Consider the following 15,931-nt stretch of genomic DNA (forward strand, 5'->3'; position numbering starts at 1 on the left):
ATCAGATGGTGGAGGAATTTGCATATGTCACATATAATCATGTGCGCCCACATAGTTTCAATGGGTATCAAACACCATATCAAGCTCGAATTGCATAAATCGATATTTTTTAGCCACAAGTGTTACAAAAACGCTTGACCACAACAAAACAGAAACACCAGATGAATTGTTCGAAATACCGACTTTTGAAACATATACAGATGAAAAATTTAAATATCAAATAGATATTCCGTCTACATTTAAATCTCAGCCAAATACAACAAAAGAAGATAAACAGTATGTTGCATTGGATAAAAGAGCGACTATCAAAATATGTGCTAGATATTTTGATAAGGATATACCGACAGAATTCTCTCTTAAAGAGTATATTAAAATGTATGAGAATGGCACTATTTTTTATAAAGATGATAGAATGGAAAAAGAGCATTGGTATGCAATATCAATGAAGATAGCAAATGTTTATAGATATAAGAAATGTATTATTACATCAGAGAATACCATTGTGTATGTTGAACTGGTTTTTCCAGAAGATCAAGGTGAGATATATAATAATGTGTATGATTATACAACTCATATAGAAAAATCATTTAAAACATATAGAGGGTAGAAGAAATAATAAATTTATTTTAAAAAACGAAAGAATATCATCTCATATTAATGATTTTTTCAATATATAAATATTTGTTAATAACTAATAACAAAATTTTAAATTAAGATACATTTCTACAAGAAAAAGGTGATGAAAATGAGTGCAATGCAGGAAATACAGTATATTTATAAAGATGTATCGGAGTGGTTAAAGTTTGCAGAAGTAAAGCATGCTGGACTATTTGCAGTGTGGACAGCTATTTTAATTTCTCTAGTTTCGGAGAAAGATTGGTTCAATGAACCGCTAGTGGAAAATACCTTTTTATTAATTATAGCTTTTGGGGGCAGCTTGATTAACATTATTTCATTTATTCCATTTTTAAACAGATCTCAGTATATTAAGGAAAAGTGTTACCAAAAGTACTGTAAATATGCAAATAATAGTGTATTTTATCAGTCAGTGTTTGTAGCTACATATAGTAAGATAGGGATACAAGATTCAGTTGAAAAATATATTAGGATGTTAGAGAAAAAAGGAGTACATTTTGAAAATATTCAGCTAGAAGAAGATTATCTGAAACAGATAATCGAAGTATCAACAGTTGCGACAATAAAAATATATTTATTCAATGTTGCTGTCAAATATGTTTTCGGTGCAGCAATACTCTATTTTATTATAGTTACTGCCTTATGAATATTTTAGAGTATTGTTAATGAGGAGATTAGAACTATGAAAAAGGTGAAGAATGGTATCGTACCTTTGCAAGGGGTTGCGGTTTCAATTGATATGTGTAGCTCAACAAAAAAATTTATTGAAATAGAAAAAAATAAGCAAGGAGGAAATCTTTCACGAAACCAAATTGCAACGTTTCAGATTGTTGAAAAAATGTATCAGGCTATAATGTATGCTTTTGAACCTTATAAAAATATGGCTCATATTATTCAATTCACAGGTGATGGTGCTTTGCTCTTTTTCTCAGAGGAGTTAGGACTTTCCACAGCGGAAAGTGCAGTAGAATTTGGTATTAATTTTTTGAATATATGGAAAAAATTTTGCGTTTGGTCGGATGAGTTCAAGCAAATTGTGTTTAGGGTTTGTCTTGAAAAAGGAGAAGTTCAAACAAATCCAATAAGTGGATTATGGAATGGGCTTGTGTTGAATTATGCAAGCAAAATGGAACATAAAAAGAGAACGAAATTAGATACTAATCGAATTACAATTTCAGAAAAAGTAATGGAATCTTTATTAGAAAATCATGTGTATAAATATTTGTTTCTTAAAACAGAAGAATATAAGATTTCATTGGATAAAAAAATAGGTTTATATAATATAGAAGTATTAGATACAATGCAAGTTTCCGCTTTAGTGGAAAGAAATCAAAATAAAGGGAAATATTTAAAAAAAGTGCCAATATGCATGTGTATTGTTGCAACAGAAACGGATTATGAAAGAATAGAGGCGGTGCTATTAGCTATCGAAGTTCAAACTTTTTTACCCAAATATGTTTTAATATATACTTCTGATGCAAATGTAAGAAAGTTGAAGAAAAAATCATTTTCATTTAAATGTAAATTTTTTCTTTCAAAAATTAGCGTAGACAGAGCACATGCTAGAAATATTTTAATGGACTATGTTTTAAAGATGAAAGAAGTAGAAGCAATATGTTTTTGTGATGGAGATACATTAATTGCACCAAAATGTATTCAAATATCATATCAATTATTTCAAGCAAATAAAGATGTTGTTTTTGGGATGCCGCGAATCGATTTAGATAAGGCTTTGTCAAAAAATGAAATTAAGTATATAACAAATATATTTCTTGCAAGAGATAATTATAGTCAGCCGTCACATCTTTTTTATTGGAGTGCAGAACATTCAATGAAAGTTGCAAAGGAAATTACTACTAATTTTTTGTATCTGGGGTCATATTTTCTTTTTGTTCCTATGAATATTTGTAAAGTAGTGGGGAAATGGGATGAGAATTTTTCTGGATGGGGAGAAGAAGATATTGATTTTACATATAGAATTTTTTTACGGGGAAACCGATTGATTGTACCACGAAAAGAAGGTTTTTTGGCATTACATCTTACTCATGAGAGTGGTGAAGATGTAAAAGAAATTGTTGATAATGCAAAATATTTGTTGAGTAAATATCCCGAGATGAAGGAATATCGAAAATTATTTTACCAATTAATAGGATTAGACTAAAAATTTGGAAAGTATAGAATAATAAAAATTAGCATGGATGTCCAGAGTACAAATTATACTTTATGTGTAATGGAATCAGTGATTAATGCAGAAAACCGCACATTTGCGAATATCAAGATAATACCGAATTATAAAAATATCCTGATGTTCATTGAAAAGCTCAAGTCTAAGCTGGAATTTCATGAAAGGTATCTGAAATGAGGTATAACACATAAAACGAAAAAATTGTATCTATTACAGAAAAAACCTTAGTTCTTGGGATTAATGTTGGAAGTGAGACTCACATTATGTAAGAGCAATCGACTGGTGTAATTTATGAGTATTCAAAAATTCTGCTGACAGTAAGCATGGAAGATTCTCTTAACCGTATATCTCTACAGGGATTTATGCATAGATTTGAAACTTGCCAAATCTACAATTCCAGTCTTAAGGAGAGATTACACGTATCCAGAACCGGGTCGTATGGTAGATTAGTATCTACTTTTTTAAAATTAAAGACGTTTATGGTAAATTGAATGCAGTAAACAGGCTGATAGTACTTAAGGAGGCAAAATTTCCATTGGAGATCAGAAGGTTGGGAGTGGAAAGGATTGAAGAAAAGATTAACAAGGGTTCATATGTGGATAAACTTCTAGAAATCAACGAGATTGGATTAAAAACAGTGTGCGGCTTTTTATATATGTTGGAGGGCTAAAATTGTATTATGTAATGTAAGAGTATGATTTATAGAAAATGAAGAAAAATATGAAATTAGTAATTAAGAATGTTTGGGGAGAATATTAAGAAATGAGAGATAAAATAAGTATTGGGAGTATGTTAACTGAAAAAGAAGAAAAGTTAATATTAGAGCAATTGAAATATTTACAGAATGAAATTATTTCAATTCAGCAAGGATTTATTTCTTTTGTGTCAATCCCATTGGGTGTATATGCATTAATTGTATACTATATATTGAATATTGCTGATAATCAAGTAAAAGAAATATTATTTTTATTATTGCCTTTTTTCTTTTGCCTGAGTTTTTACAATATTTTAAAATATACAATTAAAATATTAGGCCTAGAATCGTATCAACGACATTTAGAAAATATGATAAATAGGAATCATGAAAAGCCTTTATTTTTATGGCAAAGTTTTTTTGTATATGCAAATGGTTATTCTTTTATAGGTTCTATTGGACAATTTCCATGTATCTTCGTTATTTTTATCTACTTTACATATAATTTTTTTGAAGTAGCAATAAGTACAGATTCAATTCCAAAAAATATTTTAAATTTTTTAATTATCTTCTATTTATTACAAATAGTTTTTCTGGTTTTGATGTTATTTCATTGTTTAAGACAATATTCTTGGATAGAAAATGATTGTAAAAAATTTTTTAACGAGATTAATAACAAGGAATGGGAAAAAAATTTAGCGGATATAGAAACGATGTATCCTCCATATATTAAAAATATATTGAAGAAAAGTAGAAGAAAATTTAGTGATATTAAAAATGAATAGGAGTATTCAAAACAAGGATGGCAAAGTGAAAGAGGGAAAAATTAATGGCGTTAACGCATGATAGCATGTGGATTGATAAAGGATAAGGGCATATTACGGCGGAAGAACCATCACATATTCATATCTTGGTGAAGATGTTTCTGCAAAAAGTGGATTATTTATATGTGATTCAACCCATTGTGCTAGTTTAATCGTAAGCGCCAAATATTAATGCGGTCAGATACAAAATTACCCCAGCCTTTTGCGAGTTGGAGTAATTCAATATAATTCACATGCGATTTTTGATAGATTGGAGTTTTTTCACTCCAAGGGGTCAATTCTGCTAGTTGTTCATCGATTATATCTTTATTTGGCCGATGCTCCAGCAGAAATTTAAGATTGCCATAAATATTCAGCCCACGTGCTTTTGCCATCCCAACCATTGTGTAGACTACCGCACTGGCATTCGCTCCGTTCATGCAACTGCTGAACAGCCAGTTCTTCCGCCCTACTGCAAATGCCCGGGTTGCATTCTCACTGAGATTATTGGTAAAGCTGCAGCGTCCGTCTTCCAGATAGGTCTCCGCCGTATCACGCCGGTTGAGACATAATCAACTGCTTATCCATCCGGGTATTCCGGACGGGTTTCTGCTGATCGAGCCACGACCAGAAAGTCTCGAGAACGGGTTTTTCCTTTTCGAGACGCAGTTGCTTTCGTTTTTCATAATCACCGGGATACTTTTTGTTAATGGAGTCTTCAATGGCAAACAACCGGTTGCAGTACTTGACTCCCTGCACTGCAGGCTAGATGTAGTCATATTGTTTTCCTTTGGGAACGGCGTCGATAAAGTACCGGCAGATATGCACCCAACAAGAGCAGCGCCGGATCCCAGGCAGATTGTTGTATTCCTGATATCCATCCGTTTCCAGGTATGCGTTGTAGCCTTCCGGGAACTCCCTTATATGGCTGCCGCTCCTGGCTGGAGAACAGCTATACAGGATGAGCGCTGGAAGTCTGTTCTCGCCGCGGAACAGCTACATGAATGATTGGGCATGGACCTGGCGCCCTTCCTTGTTCAATACATGAACCCGGGGTTCATCTGCCATTGCAAAGCTACCTTTAGCAACTCAAGGTGGAAGTAATCATACATTAGCTGGAAATAGTTCTGCGAACAGTAGATGATCCAATTGTCAAGGATGGTCCGGCTGATCTAGGCTCCATACTGTTTCCAGTCCTTCTTCTGCCGGTAAAGAGGAAGTCCATTGGTATACTTCTGATACATGGTCCATGCAGCAGTGGATGCTGAGGGAGGACCTTTTCCAACCAGAGCTGCCGGAACCTGAGATTTTATGATTATAGGCAAAACTTGAGGATCAGGAAATCCGCAAGAATATTTGGCGCTTACTTACAAAAATAGAATTTGAAATAAAAGCATCTGACGGTATAAAAGCAATACAGCTGGAAATAAAAGATAAGAATATAGATAAAATAGTAGATGAATTTGTAAAAACATCTAATAGGTTTGAAAAATATAGTTTCAAAATGCAAAATTATTGTACAGAGAGCGTATGGAAAAATATAAAACAAATATGTTTTACAGTATTTACAGCAGAAGAATACATAACAGAAATAAATGGAACATTTGAAATAAAGAATTTTCAATTAGTAAAAGGATAATTAGACGTATTAACAGAAAGAAAAGAAGATAGACAAAAATAGTTTATCTTCTTTTTTAATATATTAAAAGTAAATAACTGTTTCATGGTATAATAAAAATACATTTGAGCAGATCTAAAATTTGACCGATTTTAAAAATGAAAATCTTGTAGAATAATAATGTGTTGCAGTTAACCATTTGTATGTGATTGATAAGGAGTTTAAAACGGATATGGACTTAATTTATATTTATATTGATAAGTACAGAACTTTTGAAAAGCAGGAGTGTGCCTTTTCAAATAAATTTGAAGTAAGCTATAACGCTGAGACGAAAGATTTAACAATAACAAGAAATAAGGATTATTTTGATATTTACCCAGGGAATATTCTAGGTATAAATGCAGTCCTGGGAAAGAATGCTTCAGGGAAGACTTCCTTTATGTCTTTAATTGGAGAGAGAATAGACGATAGGAAAAATCGTGGTGAAATATATGTCAGACCTGAAAAACCGCATGAACCGTTAGAAATATTATCAAAAGGAGACAAAATGATTAATGCAGAAGAAGGAAAGTTTGTTTCAAAATATTTCCTTGTGTACTATTATGGAAAAGATGATAAAGATGAGGATTTATTCATTTTAGAAACCTGCTGTCCAGAGGAATATACTTCGATTTTTGAAAATAGAGATATTTTGCTCGACAGAGAAGATAAAGAAGTTGGGAGAAGAATAGATTATTATATTGAAAAAGGCTGGATGTCATGTGTATTTAAAATAGATGACAATAAAAATATTTGGTACAATAATACGCAGAATTATAAAATGGATGGGTTCAGTCCGGAAATGGATTCTTCTATTATTTTTTTCAAGAATTCTGTGAAAAAAGATCTGTTTAGATTTAATATTCGAGATGAAGAAGAAAATATTATTTCAGTTAAGCGAATAGAATCAGTGATGGAAGATGTCTCTTTTTTTCAGAAGATTGATTTTTTGATAGAACAAATGAAACGAAGGACAGATACTATTTACAATGATAAAAAATATATTTTGCGACTTAAAATGGCAGAAAGATTTTGGAACGATCATGAGGAACAACTTGGTTTTAATCTCGAAGAAGCAATTCCAGATTACAGATATTATTTAAAAGAAATTTCTGAAGTTTCTGAGGAGCAAAAAATGGTTTTGGCATTTTTGAATAAATATGTTAACTATATTTTAAGTATGGTTGTTAAAGAAGGACTATTAAATAATGAGCAAATAGAATGTATTAATGCAATAGAAAGTGTTGATAAAAATGCAAAAACATACGATGATTTAAAGGAAATATATCACAAGCAGATAGGCTGTATTTATGAATACTATAACCAGAAAGATGTTAATTTGGACAATTTTATGATCGTGGAAAAATCTTTTGAAGATTTCTTAAAGGAAGCTCTTAAGAATAATATAGAATTCGAATATAAAATTCAGGGATTGGAAATAAAATTTCAGAAAGAATCTAATATCAAGACGCCTGAGATAAAAAAATTTTTTGATAATTGTATCGATGAATATTTGAACAAAGCTAAGGAAGATCTACCTTCAATATTAGAAAATTTCTTGACGGTAGATATATTATGGCTGAGTGCTGGAGAAGAAGCAAACTTGGCATTATTTACGGCAATCCATAATCAGATAATGGTGAAAACACCACATAAAAGGAAATACATATTTTTATTTGATGAAATAGAGAGATATATGCATCCGGAAATGTGTCGATGTTTAATTAATGATTTAATAGATTTATTAAATTCATATAATGATAAACAATTTCAGATTTTGATATCCAGTCACTCTCCGTTTATTGCATCAGATATTAAAAACAATAACGTGATTTGTCTTGAACGAAGAGGAACTAAGACGGAAATATTTACAGCTTCCAAAGCTACTTTAGGACAAAATATTCATACAATTTTAAAAGAAAACTTTTTTCTGAGTTCTACATTTGGGAAATATGCTATAAAGATTATGGAATTAGTAGAAAAGTGCTTGAATGTAGATGAATTGAATGAAGCGGCGGAAATAATAAATTCTTTTATAGGAATGACGGACCAGGGTGATAGTAAAAGGACGATAGAGACCAGCGAAGAGGTAATACAATTTTTAGAGACAGTGATTAATTCTATTGGAGAGAAGACTATTCGATATTATTTTAAAAAGAAGTTAAATGAAAAGACTAAAAACTTATCAATCGATGAAAGAATCCAATATTATAAACGAGAAATAGAAAAACTCCATATGGAAGGAGAGAATAATGGTTAAGACATTTTTGCCGGGCGATTTGCCAACAATGAAAGTGATTGACGATATATATTCAAAGCTATCAGAAAATGTTCTGAAAGAAATCCAAGGAGAACAACTGCAATGTAAATATAAGAATGATGCTATTTTTTTGGATACAAAAGAAAAGATAAAAACGTTTTTATTGTCAAAAAATTTCTATGAGTATAAATTCAACGAAGAAGGAAATTTCTATCAGGACCTTATCTATCTGCATGGGAATATAAAAGTTGACAATCTTTTATCAGGAAACACAGATTCAGAGGAGATAAAAGTATTTTTGCGGAAATATCCAAAAGAAGAATATGGAAAGGAGTATGATATTTTAGAAACGGGTTATAAAGGAAAAAAGATTTCAGAAATAAGGCAGCAGGAAAATGATTCTTTTCCAGAAAGTGCAGAGTATCAATTAATAAAAAAAGCTTTTGATTATGGAAAGATTCATGCTGATGATAGAAATAGTATTTTGAATGCAATGGATGTTCCGGTATGTCCGTATTGTAATATGAATTATACGATGAAGTATGGAAAAGAACGGAATGCAGCAGATATTGATCATTTTTATATAAAAAGCAGATATCCACAGTACGCCTTATGCCTTTACAATTTTGTCCCAGCATGTCCGGTTTGTAACAGTAAACTAAAAGGGAAAAAGGATACGACCCGCCAGACACATGTGTTCCCACATGAGGAAAGTTATGGTAAAGAAGCTGAATTTGAAATTTTGAATTTAATTGAATTAAGCTCTGGCAAGAGTGAAAAAGCAGAATTAAAGCTTATAAACCATGGAAATAATCCAAAGATTGATAACTCGGTGGAAACTTTTAAAATTAATGAGTTATATGATTTTCATAGCAGTTACGCGAAAGACTTGTTGGATAAAGTGTGGATTTATAATGATTCTTATATGGAAGAACTTAAAAGGTTTATATCAGAAAAAAGTGAAGACATCAAAGGTATCAAAGATATTAAAGAATTGATCTTTGGCAGAGATGAACCGGAAGAAATATATGCCAGAAAATCCTTAGGGAAATTAAGGATGGATTTGCTAAGGCAGCTTGGTGTATATGAATAAATAATTTACAATTTTTTACACTTATAATAGAAAAGTATTAAATAGTATGTTAATATGAAAACAAATAATACCAAAGCAGTGAGGTGAGATTATGGGAAATAGCAGGAATAATAATTTGAACAAGGTTTTTTCAAGGAATATTTTCCGATGCTGCTTTGAAAAAGGTTTTGATTCTACATATGAAAAGGTGATAAAAGAATATATTACATTTGCAGATAATAAATCGAATTATGATTTGATTTGTGAGATTTATAATATTTTGAAGAAGCAATATAGAAATGAATATTATTATAAAAATACATTATTAAATAAATTATTATTAGGTGTTCATAGTTTGAATACGACCACTGCACTGACAGAATTACCAATTGCAGATTGCAAGGCAGATTTTATCTTAATTAATGGAAAAGCTGTTGTGTATGAAATAAAAACGGAATTAGATAATTTTGACCGGCTGGAGAATCAAATCAATAACTACTATAAAGCCTTTGATCATGTGGCGGTTGTGACATGTAAGGAATCATTGAATGATTTAAAAGAAAAAATAGAATCATTCACAATAAGTCGGTGGGTATTTATGTCCTGCAGAGACGAGGGACAATTACGACGGTGCAAAATCAGAAACATATACGGCAGATTTAAATTCAGAAGTTCTGTTTAGAATCCTGAGAAAGCGCGAATATGAAATGAAGAGAGAGAGGTGACAAAACTTTAATAATACAAAAAATTTACCAGCTGAAAAAATGAAAATCACAGAAAAGGCCTTAAAATACGTGGTTTCTGCCAGAAAGACATTTTTTCATAAATAGCTGGTAAAAATTGCGAAAACAGCGGGAATACACGGAAAAGGAAAGCATCAGAAAGAAAAAAGCGCGATTTTCCGTTGGTTAAACAATAACATGAGATGTTTTTAAATATCAGAGTTGGAAGTGCCTGAATGATTCCGTTCGCTAAGTTAAACAATAACATGAGATGTTTTTAAATCACAGTCCTTTTGTCAGGCCTACGTTCATGCTGGCGTTAAACAATAACATGAGATGTTTTTAAATGAATATTATGCGTAATAAAAAAGCAGGGCTTTTATAGTTAAACAATAACATGAGATGTTTTTAAATCAGTTGTTTATCACTGTTGCGTACCAAACATCCTGTTAAACAATAACATGAGATGTTTTTAAATCACGAAAAGTATACTAAACAGACACAAGCAACTAGTTAAACAATAACATGAGATGTTTTTAAATAGAAAAATTTTAGAATTTAAAAAATACGGTAACCTGGTTAAACAATAACATGAGATGTTTTTAAATACCAGTGATTATCTATAAAGATGTGATGAATCCAAGTTAAACAATAACATGAGATGTTTTTAAATGCTTGCAGGCGCAGGGTGGCGGTAAGATATACACAGGTTAAACAATAACATGAGATGTTTTTAAATTGCAGATGTTTCTTAAGGACTTCTACCGCACTTTCTGTTAAACAATAACATGAGATGTTTTTAAATGACGGCAGCAGAAATCAATCTGCAATATGCGAAAGAGTTAAACAATAACATGAGATGTTTTTAAATAAACTAGTTGCCCATTAGCTGGTTGATACACAGGACGTTAAACAATAACATGAGATGTTTTTAAATATTTATCGTCCACGACCTCTGGGTCATCTGAGTACAAGTTAAACAATAACATGAGATGTTTTTAAATGTTTTTCTGTTGCTTCTTCCAGATCATCCGGTATGTTAAACAATAACATGAGATGTTTTTAAATATTTTATTTGTGATTGAATCAGTCGATGTATCAATCGTTAAACAATAACATGAGATGTTTTTAAATCCCGTCCAGCTACTTCCAGCCTTAATTCCAAAAAGGTGTTAAACAATAACATGAGATGTTTTTAAATGAGTCCGGCGTTGTCTATTATCTTTTTGACAGCGTTAAACAATAACATGAGATGTTTTTAAATCTGGGACGTAAACGGAAAGAGTTGTCCGGCACCATGGTTAAACAATAACATGAGATGTTTTTAAATTGTATTCTCCTGCCTTATACATATCATGCGCGCCTGGTTAAACAATAACATGAGATGTTTTTAAATATTTTGTCGGTATATAATTTTCTGGTATTTCAATCTGGTTAAACAATAACATGAGATGTTTTTAAATTCCCGGACTTGACTCTAAGTAAATTGTTTGACGCAAGTTAAACAATAACATGAGATGTTTTTAAATCGCCTACTATCTTATCTGTATTAGCGTCTATTTTGTGTTAAACAATAACATGAGATGTTTTTAAATTATGGTCTATCTCCAACCCCAGCAGCTCTTTCGGAAGTTAAATAATAACATGAGATGTTTTTAAATCAACACAGACTGCGTTCGGGATGACTTATATGCAGTTAAACAATAACATGAGATGTTTTTAAACAAGTCTTTTTTTGTTGCCACCAGAACGTTGGCATTGGTTAAACAACAACATGCGTTGTCTCTGAAAATTCCTGGAAGTAGTAGAGATACTGTCACAGACGTATTACAAAAGAATAGAAAAGTATCTAAATACATTTATAATAATGTAAGCAGAAGAAAAAATTGCATATGGGGATGAACAGACTATGACTTCAGAAGAGAAAAATCTATACAATAGAAGATATTTACAAATTACCAGAAAGGTCAAAGAGCGGAATTGTTTGATGGCTGGATGTATATGATGGCGTTGCCGGGTAGAAAGTAGCAGCTTGTTTTTGAGTTGAATTATGCAATTAAAGAATATATTGAAACAGTAGAAGAATATACTTTTGAAAATATTGTACTGGCGGAGATTTATGAGAATTTCAGTGTTGATTTTAAAGAAATAGATTTATGAAGGTTCAGAATGGAAGTTTTAGTTGAAACATCTGAAAGAATATTATATATTAAAAAAGAAATAAAGCACAAATAGAACAATAATATAAGATGTTTTTAAATATGATAAGGGATTGAATTTGTGTTTTAGTAAACCGTAACATACGATGTAAGGCACTAAGTAAAGTGCCTTTTTTTGTGCACAATTATAATTCAATCCCTTATCATTGACAATTGATATAGAGAGTGATAAACTATAGGCATAAGGAAACACAAAACTTAAGTCGATGCGGAAAGGAGGAAAATGTGTTTATTTTTGAATGCAGAATCCGGGTGCGGTTAAACTGCGATATTATGTACCCTAAAATTCCGGAAAAGATCACATATTTTATTGATTCTATATTAGCCAAAGACTATCTGGATTATCATGTCAGTAAAGAATATAAAAACTATGTTCATGATATGCTTTGGCCGATTGAGGGAGATGGCGTGTATAAGCAGGGAAAGATATATGCGTTTCGCATCCGGACAATCAGTCAGGAGATGGCAGAATATTTTATGGAGCATCTGTCTTATCAGCAGACAAAAGAATTTACCGGGGTATCCACTGATATCAAGATTTTGCCCAAGAAGCTGTTGGAAAAGATTTATTCCATTACGCCGATTGTAATTAAGAATCCGGAATTTGGATACTGGAGAGGGCATATGACAGTTCCGGAGTTCGAAGAAAGATTAAAAATCAATCTGATAAAGAAGTACCGGTTTTTTACTGGAAATGAACTGGGAGATGATTTTGAATTTTGTAATTTAATGGAGTTTAAGAATAAAAAACCAATCAAACTTCCATATAAAAACATCTGCCTGCTGGGAGATAAGATATGCTTTCATGTGGCGCCGAATCCAAAAGCACAAATGCTGGCACAGCTGGCTTTGGGAGTAGGAATTGGCGAAGGCGGTTCCCGAGGAAACGGCTTCATGAATTATCAGTATATGCAGAGATAAGGGGAGGTGAGAGTTGTGCTGAAAGAAGCTATGGAAGTTTTTGGACGTTCATTGGAGAAAGAGTCGGGAAGACTGGTGCTGGATTCACACATCCCGAAACCCGGGACATATCGTCTCATAGAGATGGATGAGGATGAATGGAAGATCATAAAAACACTGGATCTTTATTTTGACAGGAAGAAACAGGAGATGGTTGGAAAAAATGATGCCTCCTACCTGCTGATTCGTGAATTGGATTACAATAGTAAATTGATTGTCATGAATAAACCAGTCGATCCAAAAAAAGTAATACATTCGAACAATTATCTTTCTCTGGCGGTGAAAAAGAACAGCATTTCAGAAGGGAAATTGACCCGGGAGATTCTGGAGAAATACTATGAAATTCTGGAAAATCCTATTCAGAAATATGAGAAAAAGCGAAAAGCCAGAAGACTGTATGAAGAGGTGGAGCAAAGAATCGGCCAGCCCGATTTGGAAACATTAAATAAGATAAAGCATTATGTTATGACACATGACATCTGGGAAGGAATTGATCTGGATTCAAAAGATTATGTCAAATTATTTTTTATTTTTCCTGATCCAAAGAAAACGAAACAGTATTATGAGACGGAAAATGAACGCTATCTGATTCCCAATATTTACAACAGCAATGATTTTAATGAAGAGGAAGAAGAAGGAATCAAGGGACTTCCTAATAATAATATGGGAATGAACAGCAAAAAGCCTTTTTTGGAAAATAAGACAAGGAAAGTCAAGGTTCCTTATTTATTGAATCAAGAGGATGTCTTGCTGCAGGCGAAATTTTTTGACTATTTGATGGGCCAGGTATCGCAGGGACGGACTAACATATATATCGATACGGATGAGGAAGAACCGGAAATTCGTTCTTATTCAGATACGGAAGAACCGGGAAGCATGCTGGGTGGATATTATCTTAAGTGCAGAAAAGGAAAAAATGAAGCGGAGATTATTTCCGGAGCGGCGCTATGCGATTATAAATCCAAGTTGGATACGATGTTTAAGCTGAAAAATTATATGAGAATTCCAGATGAAATCATCGAAAAATATCCGGTGTCAAAAGTTGAAAAGATAAATATAGGAACATTATGGGAGCTTAAGAGTGTTATAGATGATATTTTCTTTGCAGGGAAACTGAAATATAACTTCTATACAGATGCGAAGGATATGAGTATCAATGAGCCGGTTTTGAAACGATGTATACTGGAAAATAGAGATACATTAGCATTATGGTTCTGGCAGGGAGAAAAAAATCGGATCGAAATGGTGTTTGACAAGTTTTCTTTGGAATTGATCAAAAATTCCATTCGAAGGGAGAGAATGCTGCTGGCAAATCATCAATTCAATTTGCGGTGGTCTCTGCTGGAATATTTAAATCCGGAAAGGAAGATAGGAGAAAGAATGAAAGATTGCAGACAGTTATTAAGGGAACATATTAATTCTGATGTAGATACTGAGTGGGAATTCTCATCGGATGCAGAATATTGTTATGCCATTGGACAGGCAGTCAGTTATATGCTGTCGTTAAGTAAAATGAAAAATAAGACCGATGCGTTTATTAATCCATATTTAAATGCGAAAAGCGCGGATGTGATAAAAATGAGATTAGAGCAGTTATACAAAAAATACAATCATAGTATTACGCATACCAATAATGGGAGAGAGGAACAGCTGCTTTCACACTTAATGGTTTATGAACCAGAACAGATACTGACAGAATATATTATGGCAGGTTTCACGGCGAGATCATTGATTTATGAAAAGAATGAAAAACAGTAATTAGGAGGGATTTGAGATGATGAAAAAACGTGTATATGGAATCTTAGGAATTTCGTCTATTATGGCAAATTGGAATGCAGGTTTTGATGGATATCCAAAAACGACGTCCAGCGGAGAGACATATGGAAGTGATAAAGCCTTGAAATATCCAATGAAAAAAATGTGGGAGGAACAGGGAGAGAAAGTTGTCTATATTAAATCTATGAGACTGGAACAGGGGAAAAAGGGAGAGATTCGGCTGATTCCCCGGAGTTTAAAGGAACGTTATGAATTTTTGTTTCAGGTAGAAGATTTGAAACAATGTAAAGATACGCAGGAAGTACTGAAAAACTTATTTCAGGCTGTGGACGTAAAGAATTTTGGAGCCACATTTGCAGAGTCCGGCAATAATATTTCAATCACAGGAGCGGTACAATTTGGCCAGGGATTCAATCTGTATGATGAAACATTTCCACAGGAACAGTCAATCCTGTCACCGTTTCGTGATGCAACGAAAGCAACGGAAAAAGACGGTGAGGCAAAAAATTCAACATTGGGTACCAAGATTGTAAGTGATGAAGCCCATTATTTTTATCCTTTTGTGATCAATCCTCTGGCATATAAGGAATTTATGGAAATGGGAGTTACGGAGGGATATACGGAAGAAGATTATCTTAAGTTTAAAGAAGCAGCCTGCGTAGCAGCAACGGCATTTGCCACTAATGCAAAAGAGGGTTGTGAAAATGAATTTGCATTATTTATAGAAACGGACCCGAAGTTATATCTTCCGAATTTGACGAGCTATCTTCGGTTTGAACGGCGGGAAGGAAAGAATCTCATTCGTTTAGACTTAAATGATCTGGCAGAAGAATTGGGAGATCGAATTGATTCAATAGAAATTTATTATAACCCTGCAACAACAGAGATGGATCATAACCTGAAAGGAGCGGTATATTACGACATTATCACACGAAAAGAGGTATGAG

General features: G+C 32.7%; 11 protein-coding genes, 2 pseudogenes and 1 CRISPR repeat array. Of the genes and pseudogenes, 10 read left to right on the top strand and 3 right to left on the bottom strand.

Going from position 1 to position 15,931, the window contains the following annotated elements:
* Positions 1-166: 166 nt before the first annotated feature.
* The 4 genes from JMF81_RS11170 (at position 167) to JMF81_RS11185 (ending at position 4,300) form a co-directional block, all read left to right on the top strand.
* The gene (locus JMF81_RS11170; protein ID WP_201311533.1) at positions 167-607 is read left to right on the top strand and encodes a hypothetical protein; all 441 of its coding nucleotides are present in this window, start codon (positions 167-169) and stop codon (positions 605-607) included.
* Between the two features lie 138 nt (positions 608-745).
* Positions 746-1,282, top strand: a complete 537-nt coding sequence (locus JMF81_RS11175; protein ID WP_201311534.1) for a hypothetical protein — start codon at positions 746-748, stop codon at positions 1,280-1,282.
* Positions 1,283-1,318: 36 nt separating this feature from the next.
* The gene (locus tag JMF81_RS11180; RefSeq protein ID WP_201311535.1) at positions 1,319-2,797 is read left to right on the top strand and encodes a glycosyltransferase family 2 protein; all 1,479 of its coding nucleotides are present in this window, start codon (positions 1,319-1,321) and stop codon (positions 2,795-2,797) included.
* 786 nt (positions 2,798-3,583) lie between these two features.
* A complete protein-coding gene (locus tag JMF81_RS11185; RefSeq protein WP_201311536.1) occupies positions 3,584-4,300 on the top strand; it encodes a hypothetical protein in 717 nt (238 codons plus the stop codon).
* A gap of 182 nt (positions 4,301-4,482) precedes the next feature.
* Here JMF81_RS11185 and JMF81_RS11190 read toward each other — a convergent pair.
* From JMF81_RS11190 to JMF81_RS16930, 3 genes and pseudogenes are all read right to left on the bottom strand, one after another.
* A pseudogene (locus tag JMF81_RS11190) lies at positions 4,483-4,872 on the bottom strand (IS66 family transposase); the annotation flags it as partial.
* Positions 4,871-5,314, bottom strand: a pseudogene (locus JMF81_RS16925) (IS66 family transposase). The pseudogenes JMF81_RS11190 and JMF81_RS16925, both read right to left, overlap by 2 nt.
* Before the next feature lie 176 nt (positions 5,315-5,490).
* The gene (locus tag JMF81_RS16930) at positions 5,491-5,643 is read right to left on the bottom strand and encodes an IS66 family transposase (protein ID WP_378171631.1); all 153 of its coding nucleotides are present in this window, start codon (positions 5,641-5,643) and stop codon (positions 5,491-5,493) included.
* A gap of 525 nt (positions 5,644-6,168) precedes the next feature.
* On the opposite strand from JMF81_RS16930, the gene JMF81_RS11200 reads away from it, so the two are divergent.
* The 6 genes from JMF81_RS11200 to JMF81_RS11225 all read left to right on the top strand — a co-directional run bounded on the left by JMF81_RS11200 (position 6,169) and on the right by JMF81_RS11225 (position 15,930).
* On the top strand, positions 6,169-8,235 hold the full coding sequence (locus JMF81_RS11200; RefSeq protein WP_201311537.1) for an AAA family ATPase: 2,067 nt from the start codon (positions 6,169-6,171) through the stop codon (positions 8,233-8,235).
* Positions 8,228-9,328 (top strand): hypothetical protein, encoded by a 1,101-nt coding sequence (locus JMF81_RS11205; protein WP_201311538.1) that lies wholly within the window; start codon positions 8,228-8,230, stop codon positions 9,326-9,328. Before JMF81_RS11200 ends, JMF81_RS11205 begins: the two co-directional genes overlap by 8 nt.
* A gap of 91 nt (positions 9,329-9,419) precedes the next feature.
* Entirely contained in the window at positions 9,420-9,989 is a 570-nt protein-coding gene (locus tag JMF81_RS11210) for a sce7726 family protein (protein WP_201311539.1), read from the top strand.
* A 225-nt stretch (positions 9,990-10,214) separates the two neighbouring features.
* Positions 10,215-11,754: a CRISPR direct-repeat array (repeat unit 30 nt; unit sequence GTTAAACAATAACATGAGATGTTTTTAAAT).
* Positions 11,755-12,473: 719 nt separating this feature from the next.
* Positions 12,474-13,169: a CRISPR-associated endoribonuclease Cas6 gene (gene cas6 / locus JMF81_RS11215; protein ID WP_201311540.1), complete on the top strand. Its 696-nt coding sequence runs from the start codon at positions 12,474-12,476 to the stop codon at positions 13,167-13,169.
* Between the two features lie 15 nt (positions 13,170-13,184).
* On the top strand, positions 13,185-14,966 hold the full coding sequence (locus JMF81_RS11220) for a type I-B CRISPR-associated protein Cas8b/Csh1 (RefSeq protein WP_201311541.1): 1,782 nt from the start codon (positions 13,185-13,187) through the stop codon (positions 14,964-14,966).
* A 16-nt stretch (positions 14,967-14,982) separates the two neighbouring features.
* Positions 14,983-15,930, top strand: a complete 948-nt coding sequence (locus JMF81_RS11225) for a type I CRISPR-associated protein Cas7 (protein WP_330611515.1) — start codon at positions 14,983-14,985, stop codon at positions 15,928-15,930.
* Position 15,931: the final 1 nt, after the last annotated feature.

The organism is Anaerostipes butyraticus (genome assembly GCF_016586355.1).
Taxonomy (GTDB): Bacteria; Bacillota; Clostridia; order Lachnospirales; family Lachnospiraceae; genus Anaerostipes; species Anaerostipes butyraticus.

Bases quoted from the DNA above. Each gene is read 5' to 3' on its own strand.
- JMF81_RS11175 (WP_201311534.1), top strand. From the start codon at position 746: ATGAGTGCAATGCAGGAAATACAGTATATTTATAAAGATGTATCGGAG.
- JMF81_RS11180 (WP_201311535.1), top strand. From the start codon at position 1,319: ATGAAAAAGGTGAAGAATGGTATCGTACCTTTGCAAGGGGTTGCGGTT.
- JMF81_RS11185 (WP_201311536.1), top strand. From the start codon at position 3,584: ATGAGAGATAAAATAAGTATTGGGAGTATGTTAACTGAAAAAGAAGAA.
- JMF81_RS11200 (WP_201311537.1), top strand. From the start codon at position 6,169: ATGGACTTAATTTATATTTATATTGATAAGTACAGAACTTTTGAAAAG.
- JMF81_RS11205 (WP_201311538.1), top strand. From the start codon at position 8,228: ATGGTTAAGACATTTTTGCCGGGCGATTTGCCAACAATGAAAGTGATT.
- JMF81_RS11210 (WP_201311539.1), top strand. From the start codon at position 9,420: ATGGGAAATAGCAGGAATAATAATTTGAACAAGGTTTTTTCAAGGAAT.
- JMF81_RS11225 (WP_330611515.1), top strand. From the start codon at position 14,983: ATGATGAAAAAACGTGTATATGGAATCTTAGGAATTTCGTCTATTATG.